This is a genomic window from Kribbella sp. NBC_00382 (assembly GCF_036067295.1).
Classification (GTDB): domain Bacteria; phylum Actinomycetota; class Actinomycetes; order Propionibacteriales; family Kribbellaceae; genus Kribbella.
Map to the genome: position 1 here is coordinate 2,711,839 of NZ_CP107954.1, position 12,821 is coordinate 2,724,659.

Below are 12,821 nucleotides of genomic sequence, written 5' to 3' on the forward strand. Positions count from 1 at the left end.
GTGTTTTCACGGCCTCGAATTGCTCAGGTCGTGCACAAAGTCGCCCGTGGGTACTACGACCAAGGTCCGATGGCTGTTGCCCGTGGTGGCGGGTGAGCATCGGGGTATGGAAAACAACGAGCAGAACGAAGGCATGGGGCAGCAGCCGATTGTGGCGCGGCGGAAGTCGCGGCGGTACTTCGCCTGGGCGGGCAGCGGTGCGATCGCCGTTGTTGCGGTGACGGGTGTGGTGGCCGGCGGGACGCTTGCTTGGTCCGCGGTGACGACCGGTGATGACAAGGGTGGCGACCACCGCACTCCCAGCACGCAGACCACGCAGCTCGGCGATGACAAGGGTGGGCTCCGTACGCCGTCCAGCCACGCGACCGCTGAGCCGGGAGATGACAAGGGCGGCCTACGCACTCCAAGCGCCAGCAAGACGACCGAGCGCGGCGATGACAAGGGCGGTCTCCGTATGCCGACCGCGCGCAGGACAGCCGAAGCCGGCGACGACAAGGGTGGCCTGCGTCGTCACGCCGAGCCAGGTGACGACAAGGGCGGCCTGCGCCGTCACGCCGAGCCGGGTGACGACAAGGGTGGTCTACGCCGGCACGTGGAGGCGGGTGACGACAAGGGTGGTCTGCGCCAGCACGCCGAGTCCGGTGACGACAACGGCCACCACAGCTCCGGCTCGGGCAGCTCGGGCTCGGGCAAGTCCGGCTCGGGCAAGTCGGGAGCTGGCCACTCCGGCTCAGGCCCGTCCGGGTCGGGTTCCGGTCACTCGGGATCGGGCAGTTCGGGTTCCGGCAAGTCCGCGGACGATGGGGCCGGCCACCACTAGTCGGGCCGGCATGTACAGACGGACAGGAAGTAGTCCGCCACGGAGGCTCGACGCCAGCCGTGTCGCGCTCAGCCGGTAGGGCTGAGCAGGACTACTTCCTGTCCTTATGCACGTAAGCGGCCATGCCCCACCCAACGCACAGCCGGCGGACGCTCAAGCACCGACACCGCGACGACCGGTCCCGCAAAACCACCGGTTGGGTGGGAGCGTCCGAACGTGCCTGCGACGTAGGAGCAGGCGGCGGAGGCCGCGTGGAGTTAGCTGTTGAGTAGGTCTTCGAAGGGCGTGGGGTTGGCGTACGGGTCTACCGCGACCCGGCGTTCGTTGCCCATGGCATCGACTAGCTCGGTAGCTGCTCGTTCGATTCGGGCGTGGAGTTTGGTGGCTCCGGTGCCCCAGTCGGAGGAGGCCGCGTAGACGCCGGTCGGCATCACGATCGCCTTCAGATACGAGAAGAGCGGTCGCAGCGCGAAGTCCAGCACCAGCGAGTGCCGTTCAGTACCACCGGTCGCCGCGATCAGCACCGGCTTCCCAGTCAGCGCCTGATCGTCCAGCACATCGAAGAACATCTTGAAGAGCCCGTTGTACGAAGCGCTGAAGGTAGGCGTCACCGCGATCAACCCGTCCGCAGCAACCACCGTCTCCAGCACCTTCCCAAGCGAGGCGGACGGGAAGCCGGTCAGCAGGTTGTTGGTCAGGTCATGCGCCAGCTCGCGGAGTTCGATCACCTCGATCTTGTACTCCGTACCGCGACCGTCCAGCTGATCCCGCACCGCCGCCGACAACCGATCGGCGAGCAGCCGGGTCGACGAAGGTGTCGTCAACCCAGCCGTCACCACAGCAATGGAAGTCATCGCGTTCCCTCCAGCCCGACAGCCGCCGGGCTGACCGATTCCAGCGCAGCCGCCCGCTCAGCAGCCGCCTTCAGCGACTCGTGAGTCGGCGCCTCCGGCACATGCGCCGGCCGTAGCGAGTCGAACTCCTTGCGCAGAACAGGAACAACCTCAGACCCCAGGATGTCCATCTGCTCCAGCACCGTCTTCAAAGGAAGACCAGCATGGTCAGCGATGAACAGCTGCCGCTGATAGTCGCCGAACTTCTCCCGGAACGTCATCGTCCGGTCGATGATCTCCTGCGGACTACCAACCGCGAGCGGAGTCTGCTCCATGGTCTCCTCCATCGACGGCCCGCCACCATAGATCGGCGAGTGGTCGAAGTACGGCCGGTACTCCGAACGCGCATCCTGCGAGTTCTTGCGCATGAAGACCTGCCCGCCCAGCCCGACGATGGCCTGGTCAGCGGAGCCGTGGCCGTAGTGCTCGAAGCGCGAGCGGTAGTGCTGAATCAGCCGCGCGGTGTGGTCCGCCGGCCAGAAGATGTTGTTGTGGAAGAACCCGTCGCCGTAGTACGCGGCCTGCTCGGCGATCTCCGGGCTGCGGATCGAGCCGTGCCAGACGAACGGCGGTACGCCGTCGAGCGGCCGCGGCGTCGAGGTGAAGCCCTCGAGCGGAGTACGGAACTTGCCTTCCCAGCTGACCACGTCCTCGCGCCACAACCGGCGCAGCAGGGCGTAGTTCTCGATCGCGAGGTGGATGCCGTTGCGGATGTCCTGCCCGAACCACGGGTAGACCGGGCCGGTGTTGCCGCGGCCCATCATCAGGTCGACCCGGCCCTCGGCCAGGTGCTGCAGCATCGCGTAGTCCTCGGCGATCTTCACCGGGTCGTTCGTGGTGATCAGGGTCGTCGAGGTCGACAGCAGGATCTTCGACGTCTTGGCGGCGATGAAACCGAGCAGGGTGGTCGGTGACGACGGCACGAACGGCGGGTTGTGGTGCTCGCCGGCCGCGAACACGTCCAGACCGACTTCCTCGGCCTTCAAGGCGACCGTCACCATCTGCTGGATCCGCTCGCCCTCGGTCAGCGTCTTCCCGCTCACCGGGTCCTTCGTCACGTCTCCGACGGTGAACACACCGAACTGCATCTGCACTCCTCGGTCTCAGGGTAGTTCACAATTTAACTACCTTGCCACCCAGAACGCCAACTGGCGGCCAGTCATTCCATCATCGATGACCGTCCGGCAGCGGCCGATCGAAGTCCAGCCCATAGAAGATCCCCGCCGCGCCGTCCAGCCGTACGGTCACCTTCCCGGCAGACCGGGTCACCGTCGACTCCTGCCCGATGCAGTCGACCTGCTTCACCGTGGCGGTCCGGGCGCAGACGGTCAGATTGGTCTTGGTCGCCCAGGTATCGACCCACACCTCAGGCTCCGGGAACCGCCAGTCATCACGCGGCCCCGCCGTGTTGAGGATGTACCCATCGGTCCTGTTCCACAGCACAGCGGCCTGCCCGCGCGGTGTATTGAACAGCAGTCCCTTCGAAGCCCCGGGCAGCTGCAGCCACCGTACGAAGCTCGCGCCGTCCAGCATCCGCGAAGCCGTCGCGTAGGCCAGCAGCGACGGCTTGGCGCTCGTGTCCCGGTTCATCAGCCCGTAGTGGTACTCGCCGTTCTCCTCGTTCGCCAGCTGCTCGTTCCCGAGCACGCTGTCGTGGAACTGGTACCAGTTGACGCACCGAACCCCTTCCGCCTTGGCCAGCACGAGCGTCAGCAGCACGTTCTCGGCCGCATGCCGGTACGAGTCGTGCCACCAGGCATTCGGCTGGGTGCACGCATAGGCCTCGGTCATCCAGATCTCCTTCGGCCCGTACTGCGCGATCAGCGCCTTGAGTTGCCGCAGTCCGCCGAGGAAATTCCAGTACGAGCCGGCAGCACCCGGATCCCAGTCCTCACCGGGGCCGGGCGGGATGTAGTCCGGCGCGAAGTTGCCCCGACCCGGATGGAATGCGACCCCGTCGATCAGATCCCAGCCGCCGGCCGCGTAGAACTCCTTGAGCCAGGGCTTGTCCATCCCGGCGATGCCGTTGGTCAGCAGCTTCAGCGTCGAGCCCCGCGCCTGCACCTGCTCGTAGACCGGCCGCAGTGCCTTCGCGACGTAGTCCGCCGCGGTCCCTCCCGGCGTGTTCCATGGGCGATTCAGTTCGTTGCCGACCTCGAAGTACTGAGCGCCGGAGTTGATGGCTGTCTCGGTGCTCGCCGTGGCCCAGGCCAGCGCCGCGTCGTCGGTCATCGTCGCCAACGGCAACGGCGGCTGCAGTTCGATGTTGTGCGCCATCCCGCGCTGGTCGAAGTCCGCAGGCGGGAGGCCCGGACCGCCGTCGTACGCGATCCGCACCCATTTGATCCCGACCTTCTGCCACAGATCCAGTACTGCGCTCGCCGACGGCACCTTGAGCCACGGGTAGTTGGCGATCCCGAACATGCTCGAATCGTCCGCCTGGTAGGCGAAATCGGGCAGCACGGTCAGATTGGTCCGCGCAAACGCCGAATCGTCGCCCGCCTGCACGCTGACCTCGGTAACGATCGACCCGTACGCCGGTGAGCTCAAACTGAACGCATGGTCGACCGTCCCCCGGCCGGGAACCGTGACCGTCGCCGTGCTGGACGCGAGGACCGTGCCGTTGAAGTCGCGGGCCCACCAGGTGAGCAAGGCCGACCGGCTCTGCGCCGTCGCGTTGGCGACCTGGACCTTGACCGGCATCTGCACACCCGGACCGCTCCACAGGCTGAACGGCTGATCGGTCCACAGCTCGATCGCGAGCTCGCGACCCTGCCCGGCCGCGGCCGCAGCATTCGGCCGGAGGTCGCTGAAGATGAAGTCGGCCCGCGTGACCGCGCTGTCGGCGCCCGTCGCGGTCCCGGGCGCGTGCACCCAGGTCGTGTTGGTCCACGCCTTCTTCGACTTCTCGAGGATCAGCAGTCCGTGCGTGCCGGTCCAGGTCGACGCGTAGCCGACGCCCACCGCGGACTCGAACGGGATACCGCCGTCGGGTGCCCGGTTCCACTGGTTGATCGGCAGCCAGACGTCCGCGCCGATCCCGCCGATGATCGCCCGGCTGAACATGAACCCGTCGAGCGTCAGCGTCGTCGACCCCGCGACGGTCCACTCGTAGTGAACGCTCTTGGTCGACACCGTCACCAGGCCGGTGACGGTGATCGATCCGGCGGCGGCCGGCATCACGTAGACCATCTTGAGCGCTTGGGTGCCGTCGGCCAGGGACACGATGCTCGGCGTACCGCCAGTTGAGACCTGGGTCCCGGCGACCGTGTCCTTGAGCTGGAACTTCGAGCCCTGCATGCGGATCGTGCCGCTCGCGTCCCGGACCGTGATCATCCCGCCCGGCGATCCGGTGACCGTGATGCCCTCGGCGGTGAGAGCGGGATCGCCGGTGGTGCCGGCGTGGACCTCGCTGGGCTTCAGCCAGGTCAGTACGCCGGCGGCGAATCCCGCGGCCAGGACCTGGCGGCGGGACGGGGAGAACTGCGACTCGGATCTCGGTGCTTCCCTCACGGTGACCGTCCTCACGGATTGACAGCGGTGATGATAATTCGGATTATCAACAACGATCACCAACCTTCAACGGACGACCGCCGACTGTCAAGAGGCCGTTGCGGATCTCGGGAACCCCGTGTTAGCGTCCTGATAATTCGCATCATCAAACGGAAACAGGTGCGTGCATGGAGAAGCCACCCAAGGTCACGCAGCGGGAGATCGCCCGGATCGCGGGCGTCAGTCAGGCCACCGTGTCGATGGTCCTGAACGACCGGGAGTACTCGAACGTCCGGATCCCCGCCGCCACCCGCGAGCGGGTCCGGCGCGCGATCGAGCAGACGACGTACGTCCCCGATCCCGCGGCCCGCCGCCTCGCCGGCCTGGACAACAAGATCCTCGGCGTCTTCACCTACGAGGCCGCCCTGTCCCGCGAGAGCCTCGACTTCTACGGCCCGCTGCTGCACGGCATCGAGCAGGAGGCCGAGCGGCTCGGCTGCGACCTGCTCTTCTTCACCTCCTCGCCGGTCGAGGACGGCACCCGCAAGCTGTTCCACAAGCAGACCCGGCTGCGGCTCACCGACGGCTGCATCCTGCTCGGCCAGCAGATGGACAGCGCGGAGCTGACCAGGCTGGTCGAGGAGGGCTTCCCCTTCGTCGCCGTCGGCCGCCGCGACGAGCCGAATGTCCCGTACGTCGGAATCGACTACCTCAGCCTGACCGGCGACATCGTCGAGCAAGCAGTTGCCCTCGGCCACCGCCGGATCACCTACGCGCACTACGGCCGCAGTACTCCGGCAGCCGCCGACCGGCTGGCCGGACTGGCCCTCGCCGCTGAGACGCTGCAGGTCGAGACGACGTTGCTGAGTACCGCCGACGTCGATCTGTCCGAGGTCGCCGCGGCGATCGCGAGCACCGGCGACACCGTGGTCATCACCGAGGACGTGTTCATGGCCGAGGCGCTCGCGGTCGAGCTGGCCGAGCACGGCAAGGCTATCCCGGAGGACCTGTCGCTCGCGGTCCTCGGTGATGTCGAAGGTCACTCGCTGGGCGGACGGTCCCTGACCGGTTTCCAGCTGCCGCGCGAACAGCTCGCCGCCGAGGCGCTCGCCTTGCTGCAGGAGCTGATCGTGCGCGACGAGAAGGCCCGCGCCAAGCTCGAGCTGCGGACCATGATCGAGGGCTCGGTCGTGGCCGGGGCGACGCTGGCCCAGTTGAAGGAATCACGGTGATTCGCACCGATGTCGCCGTGATCGGCGGTGGTGTCGGCGGGGTGGCCGGCGCCCTGGCCGCGCTGCGCCGTGGGTTGCGGGTGGTCCTGACCGACCTCAACCCGTGGCTCGGTGGCCAGCTGACCTCGCAGGCCGTCCCACCGGATGAGCACATCTGGGTCGAGCAGTTCGGCGTCACAGCGTCGTACCGGGAACTGCGTGAAGGGATCAGGCAGTACTACCGGGATCACTACCCGTTGACCGACAGCGCCCGCAAGGATCCGCGGCTCAATCCGGGGCTCGGCCGGGTGAGCCGGCTGTGTCACGAGCCGCGGGTGGCCGTTGCGGTGATCGAGCAACTGCTCGCGCCGTACCGGTCGAGTGGTCGGCTCGTGGTCCTGCAGCCGTACGAGCCGATCGCCGTGGACGCCGACGGTGATGTCGTCCGCAGTGTGACGCTGCAGGGCGAGGGCCGGGAGGTTGTCGTCGAGGCGGGGTTCGTGCTCGACGCGACCGAGACCGGCGACCTGTTGCCGCTGGCCGGCACGGAGTACCGGGTGGGCGCGGAGGCGCGGGCCGAGACGGGTGAGCCAAGTGCGCCGGAGGAGGCGGATCCGCAGAACGTCCAGGCGATCTCGTGGTGCTTCGCCTTCGATCACGTCGAGGGTGACCACACCATCGAGATGCCGGCCAACTACGAGAAGTGGCGGCTGTTCGAGCCGGATTTCTGGGGTGCGCCGCTGCTCTCGTTCGTCGCGCCCAACCCGCGGACCCTCGTCCCCGAGGAGCGCACGCTTCGGGTGAATCCGGCCGAAGACCACCAGGCCGACCCCCGGATCGATCCCGGTGACATGGACCTGTGGCAGTTCCGGCGGATCACCGCCCGGAAGAACTTCGTACCAGGCACGTACGAGAGCGACATCGTGCTGGCCAACTGGCCGATGCTCGACTACCTGGGCGGATCCATCATCGACACTCCTGATGCCGCCTCGCACCTGGCGGCGGCCAAGGAGCTGTCGTTGTCCTACTTCTACTGGCTGCAGACCGAGGCGCCTCGCCCCGACGGCGGCCGCGGATGGCCCGGACTGCGCCTGCGCGGCGACATCACCGGTACGCCGGACGGCTTCGCGCAAGCGCCCTACATCCGGGAGTCCCGGCGGATCGTCGCCTGCCGGACCATCGTCGAGCAGGACCTGTCCGTTGCTGTGCGGGGTGATGCCCGGCCGGTCCGGTTCGAGGACTCGGTCGGCATCGGGATGTACCGGATCGACCTGCATCCGTCGACCGGCGGCGACAACTACATCGACGTCGAGTCGGTACCGTTCGAGCTCCCGCTCGGGGCGCTGGTCCCGGTGCGGACCGAGAACCTGTTGCCGGCGGCAAAGAACATCGGCACCACCCATATCTCCAACGGGGCCTACCGGCTCCATCCGGTCGAGTGGAACATCGGTGAGGCCTCAGGGGAGCTCGCCGCGTTCTGTCTCGAGGAATCGGTCCGGCCGCAGGACGTGCTCGCGGACCCCGATGCCGTCCGGCGCTTCCAGACCCGCCTCGTCGAGGCCGGCGTCGAACTCAATTGGCCCGAGGTACTCGGGTACTAGCGCTTAGGGAAACCGCTTATGAAAATCACCAGGAGAGTGTTCGGAACAGCCGCGGTGGGGAGCATGGTGCTCGCGCTGGTGGCGTGTGGTGGTGGCTCGTCGCCGGCGGCGGAATCGGCCGGCGGTGTCGACCTGCGGATGACGGTCTGGACCTCCAACAAGGACCAGCTGGCGTTGTTCGACTCGATCGCGGCCGCCTACCGGGCCGAGCATCCCGACGTTCGCCGGATCACCTTCGACAGCCTGCCGTTCGCCGACTACAACAGCACGCTGACGACGCAGCTCGCCGGTGGCAACAGCCCTGACCTCGCCTGGATGGGCGACATCTCGCACGACCTGATCGCGGCGAAGGCGCTGGCGCCGTTGACCGAGAAGCTCAAGGGCACGGCCGGTTGGGAGTACGGCGATCTGGTGGACAGCGTGACCGCCGAGTTCAGTCGCGACGGCGAGCTCTACGCGTACCCGTTCTCCAACTCGCCCTTCGCCCTCTACGTCAACAACGATCTGCTGGCCAAGGCCGGTCAGACGGTCGGCAAGGGCGATCTCAGCTGGCAGCAGGTCAGCAAGATCGGTGGTGCGGTCAACGCCAAGACCGGCAAGGCCGGCTTCGTCATCCGGGACTTCGACTACTCGGGCTGGAACATGCTGGGGACCGTCTGGCCGGGCTGGGGTGCGTCCGCGTGGAACGAGGACGGTACGCAGTGCGGGATGAACAGCGACCAGATGGTCTCGGCGTTCCAGTTCCTGCACGACGCGATCTACGTCGACAAGTCGATGCCAGGCCCGGGGGTGAAGGCTGACTTCTTCGCGGGCGACGCGGCGTTCACGGTTGCCCAGGTGTCGCGGGCCACGTTGCTCGACGGGGCGTTCAAGTACTCGGTCTACCCGCTGCCGACCGGGCCGTCCGGGAAGTACTCGGTGATCGGGCAGGCGGGCGTCGGCGTCCTGAAATCCAGCAAACACGTGCCGCAGGCAACGGATTTCCTTGCCTACCTGACGAATCCGGCCAACGCGGCCAAGCTCGCCCAGTACTTCCCACCGCCGCGCAAGTCGCTGCTGACCGGCCCGAAGCTGGCCGCGGTGAACAAGAAGCTGTCCGCCGCGCAGTTGCAGGCGGCCGTGATCGACCAGCTGAACGGCGCAGTGACGCTGCCCAACCACACCAAGCCGGCCGAGATCTCGCAGAAGGGAAAGGCTGCGCTGGATGCGATCTGGGCGAAGGACGCGGACATCAAGTCCGTGCTCGGCAAGACCTGTGACGCATTGCAGCCGCTGCTGAAATGAGTGTCGTTTCGAGGGGGAGTGCTTACTGGACCGGTCGGCGACGAGACAGTTTGGCGGGGTATCTGTTCGTCGCGCCGCAGATGCTCGGGGTACTGCTGTTCGTCCTGCTGCCGGTCGGACTGGCGATCTACTACAGCTTCAACACCTGGAACGTCTTCACCGGCGAGATGACCTTCAACGGTGGATCGAACTACTCGGACCTGGTGAACGATCCGCAGTTGCCCAAGGTCTTGCTGGCCACACTGATCTTCTCCGGTGGCGTTGTCGTCCTGAATCTCTCGGTCGGGCTGCTCCTGGCGGTTCTGCTCAACCGGCGACTCCCGGGCGTCACCGCCTTCCGGGCGATCTTCTTCTCGCCGGTGGTCGTTTCGGTGGTCGCGTGGACGCTGGTCTGGGGGTTCTTGCTGCAGGACAACGGGGGAATCAACGGATTGTTGTCCGTGGTCGGGATCGACGGACCGAACTGGCTTCAGCAGGGGCCGACGGCGATGGTCAGCGTCATCTTCGCGCAGGTCGTGCGCAGCGTCGGGGTCAACGTCGTACTCTTCCTGGCCGCTCTGCAAGGAGTTCCGCGGGAACTCTACGAGGCGGCCCGGGTGGACGGGGCCAACAGCCGAAAGGTCTTCTTCGGCATCACGCTGCCGATGATCTCGCCGACCTTGTTGCTGACCGGGGTCATCACGGTGGTCGGGGCGCTGCAGGCTTTCGCGCAGATCGCCGTACTGACGCAAGGCGGACCAGGGGTTTCGACGACCGTCCTTGTGTACTACGTGTTCCAGCAGGCCTTCGAGTTCAACAACATCGGGTACGGGTCGACCTTGGCCTTGATGCTGCTGTCCTTCGTGCTGGTGCTGACGATTCTGCAATGGCAGCTGCGTCGGAAATGGGTCTTCCATGAAGAGTGATGTTTTGGTGCGCCGGGGTGTTTGGTACTTGGCGCTGGCTGTTCTGTGCCTGCCGTTCGTGGTGCCGACGGTGTGGATGGTGGCGTCCTCGTTCAAGCCGTTGCGGGAGATCTTCGCGTCGCCGCCGACCTTGCTGGCCAAGAATCCGGTGGTCGGTGCGTACTCGGAAGCCTTTGCCTTCCAGCCTTTCGGGCGGCAGTACTTCAACAGCGTCTATATCGCGGTCGTCGTCACAGTGATCGTGTTGCTGGTGTCGAGTCTGGCCGGTTACGCCTTCGCACGGATTCGCTTTCCTGGTCGCAATGTCCTGTTCGTCATCGTGCTGACCGGATTGCTGGTGCCGAGCGAGACGACGATCGTGCCGTTGTTCCAGATGTTCAAGCGGGCCGGGATGATCAACACGCACTGGCCGTTGATCCTGGTCACCTCGTTCGCGGCGCCGTGTGTGCTGGCGACGTTCATCATGCGCCAGTTCTTCATCGCGCTGCCGCTGGAGCTGGAGGAGGCGGCCCGGCTGGACGGGCTCGGTCGGGTCGCGATCTGGTGGCGGATCGGCGTACCGCTGTCGAAGCCGGCCGCGTCGGCGGTCGCGATCCTCACCTTCATGTCGTCCTGGAACCTGTACCTCGAGCCAACCGTGTACCTCACCACACCCAAGCTCTTCACCCTGCCGCAGGCGCTCACCCGGTTCACCGACGCGTACGGCGGCAACATGTGGAACGTCCAGCTGGCCGGCGCCTCCCTGACCGTCGTACCGGTGCTGCTCGTCTTCGTACTGGCCCAGCGGCAGTTCGTCGAAGGGATCGCGCACTCGGGGCTCAAGGGATAGGGCCTCTGCCGTTCGGATAAGGCTTTCCGAGCTCTTGTCAGATTGGTCCCGCCCAGTGAAACTAGGTCCCGCCATGCGAAACCTCACCGCCCCGAGGAGCGCCATCATGCGACAGGACCGTCCTCAGCTCTCCCGCCGTTTGTTGCTAGGTGGTGCTGCCGCGCTGCCTGCAGCTGCCGCACTGCCCGCGGCCGCAGTTCCGTCGAGTGGAACTGCGGCCCGCAGTCCGAAGGATGTCTCGGCTGAGCTGCTCGATCAGTGGGCGGACGCGCCTGGCACGCATCCGCTCATCCCGGACATCTCGCACGCCGGGTACGGCGGCGGCGAACGCCCACGTCGGCCGCGGGTCGTCGCCCGCGTCACCGACTTCGGCGCTCGGGCGGACCTTGCGGTTGACTCCGCTGCCGCCTTCACCGCAGCCGTCCGGTACGCCGGTGAGCACGGCGGCGGCACTGTCGTCGTACCGCGAGGGACGTACCGGCTCGACTCGCCGCTGTGGATCCAGTGGTCGAACGTGGTCCTCAAGGGCTCCGGCCCCGACGACACGATCCTGCACTTCACCCGGCCGCTCGAGGAGTCGTACCGGCCGAACCTACAGCCGAGCCTGCAGAGCCGGTGGTCGTGGACCGGCGGGCAGATCTGGGTGATCGCGCCGGAGCGGAAGGCCAAGTCCGAGGCTGAGGACTTCGCTGCTTCGGAAGGGTGGTTGCTCGGCGACCCGTTGGCTTCAGTTGGGTCGGCGTCGCGAGGGCAGCGGACGCTGGTCGTGTCGGACACGAGTCGGCTCGCGGCGGGCGATCTCGTCGTACTGGAGACGGACAATCCCGCGGATGCCGGCGTACTGCGGCATGTGGCTGGGGACGTTTCCGGGGTCAGCGCTTATGACTGGCCGGTGAAGGCGCCGCAGCTGACGACTGGGTCTGGTGGGCAGTACATCCAGTACGCGACGCTGCAGTGGCCGGTACGGATCGAGGCTGTGCTGGGGAACCGCTTGGTGAGGTTGGCCCAGCCGCTGCGTTACGACCTGCGTGCGAGCTGGCCGTCGCGGCTGCGGGAGATCGGTCCGACGCTGCATGACGTCGGGGTGGAGTCGCTGACGATCCGCAACGAGCTGCGGCCGATGACGATCCACAATCGGCATCCTGGGTCGAACGGCCTTTGTTTCCAGGCGGTTCACGACTGCTGGGCGGATGACGTACGGGTCGAGAACTGTGATCTCGGGTTCGGTTTCACCACCACGAAGGCGGTCACGCTCACCGATGTGGCGGTCGGTGGCCGGTCGGCTCACCACAGCTTTGCTTGCCGGATGCAATCACATGACAACCTGGTCGACGGCTTCGAGATCGAGAAGTTCTCGGTGCCGCTGCCGGACGGCTCACTGCATCACGGTCTCAACCTGGAAGGGTTGTCGGCCGGCAACGTCTGGCGTCGCGGCACGATGGCCGAAGGCACCTTCGACACTCATCGAGCGATGCCGTTCGAGAACGCGCGGACGGACATCACGCTGACCAACAACGGCCGGGTGGGTGGCTCGGCGGCTTCGGGTCCGCTGTTCGGTGCGCGGATCGCGCACTGGAACGTCCGCATCACCAGCGGCGTCCCTTATGCGATCGACCTCGCCGACGTGGCTCCGCGCAGCATCACGGTCGGCCTCCAGGGGTTGGCCACTGCGGGCAGTGGCCTTCCCCGAGACTTCCCTGGGGACCTGGAGAACGGCACCTTCCAACTGGCGTCGCGCCCCTCGGTCGCCGACCTGTACGCCGCCCAGCGGGCTCGGAGTTAGAAC

Annotated in this window: 10 protein-coding genes; 7 read left to right on the plus strand and 3 right to left on the minus strand. The window is 66.6% G+C overall.

Annotated elements, in window-relative coordinates; all coding sequences use genetic code 11:
* Nucleotides 1-106 precede the first annotated feature (106 nt).
* Nucleotides 107-820: a hypothetical protein gene (locus OHA70_RS13430; protein ID WP_328332209.1), complete on the plus strand. Its 714-nt coding sequence runs from the start codon at nucleotides 107-109 to the stop codon at nucleotides 818-820.
* Between the two features lie 257 nt (nucleotides 821-1,077).
* Here OHA70_RS13430 and OHA70_RS13435 read toward each other — a convergent pair whose 3' ends face one another.
* From OHA70_RS13435 to OHA70_RS13445, 3 genes are all read right to left on the minus strand, one after another.
* Nucleotides 1,078-1,674, minus strand: coding sequence for an FMN reductase (locus OHA70_RS13435; protein ID WP_328332211.1), 597 nt, complete (start codon nucleotides 1,672-1,674; stop codon nucleotides 1,078-1,080).
* The gene (locus tag OHA70_RS13440; RefSeq protein WP_328332213.1) at nucleotides 1,671-2,801 is read right to left on the minus strand and encodes an LLM class flavin-dependent oxidoreductase; all 1,131 of its coding nucleotides are present in this window, start codon (nucleotides 2,799-2,801) and stop codon (nucleotides 1,671-1,673) included. Before OHA70_RS13440 ends, OHA70_RS13435 begins: the two co-directional genes overlap by 4 nt.
* 79 nt (nucleotides 2,802-2,880) lie before the next feature.
* Complete coding sequence (locus OHA70_RS13445) at nucleotides 2,881-5,226, minus strand: hypothetical protein (protein ID WP_328332215.1); 2,346 nt, start codon at nucleotides 5,224-5,226, stop codon at nucleotides 2,881-2,883.
* A gap of 167 nt (nucleotides 5,227-5,393) precedes the next feature.
* Here OHA70_RS13445 and OHA70_RS13450 point away from each other — a divergent pair, with 167 nt between their 5' ends.
* The 6 genes from OHA70_RS13450 to OHA70_RS13475 all read left to right on the plus strand — a co-directional run bounded on the left by OHA70_RS13450 (nucleotide 5,394) and on the right by OHA70_RS13475 (nucleotide 12,818).
* A complete protein-coding gene (locus tag OHA70_RS13450; protein ID WP_328332217.1) occupies nucleotides 5,394-6,437 on the plus strand; it encodes a LacI family DNA-binding transcriptional regulator in 1,044 nt (347 codons plus the stop codon).
* The gene (locus OHA70_RS13455; protein WP_328332219.1) at nucleotides 6,434-8,017 is read left to right on the plus strand and encodes an FAD-dependent oxidoreductase; all 1,584 of its coding nucleotides are present in this window, start codon (nucleotides 6,434-6,436) and stop codon (nucleotides 8,015-8,017) included. Before OHA70_RS13450 ends, OHA70_RS13455 begins: the two co-directional genes overlap by 4 nt.
* A 63-nt stretch (nucleotides 8,018-8,080) precedes the next feature.
* Nucleotides 8,081-9,301, plus strand: a complete 1,221-nt coding sequence (locus tag OHA70_RS13460; RefSeq protein ID WP_328332221.1) for an ABC transporter substrate-binding protein — start codon at nucleotides 8,081-8,083, stop codon at nucleotides 9,299-9,301.
* A 50-nt stretch (nucleotides 9,302-9,351) separates the two neighbouring features.
* The gene (locus OHA70_RS13465) at nucleotides 9,352-10,206 is read left to right on the plus strand and encodes a carbohydrate ABC transporter permease (RefSeq protein ID WP_328332223.1); all 855 of its coding nucleotides are present in this window, start codon (nucleotides 9,352-9,354) and stop codon (nucleotides 10,204-10,206) included.
* The gene (locus tag OHA70_RS13470; protein ID WP_328332225.1) at nucleotides 10,196-11,035 is read left to right on the plus strand and encodes a carbohydrate ABC transporter permease; all 840 of its coding nucleotides are present in this window, start codon (nucleotides 10,196-10,198) and stop codon (nucleotides 11,033-11,035) included. The genes OHA70_RS13465 and OHA70_RS13470 overlap by 11 nt, the downstream gene beginning before the upstream one ends.
* A gap of 106 nt (nucleotides 11,036-11,141) precedes the next feature.
* Nucleotides 11,142-12,818: a glycosyl hydrolase family 28-related protein gene (locus tag OHA70_RS13475; protein WP_328332227.1), complete on the plus strand. Its 1,677-nt coding sequence runs from the start codon at nucleotides 11,142-11,144 to the stop codon at nucleotides 12,816-12,818.
* The last annotated feature ends 3 nt before the right edge of the window (nucleotides 12,819-12,821 follow it).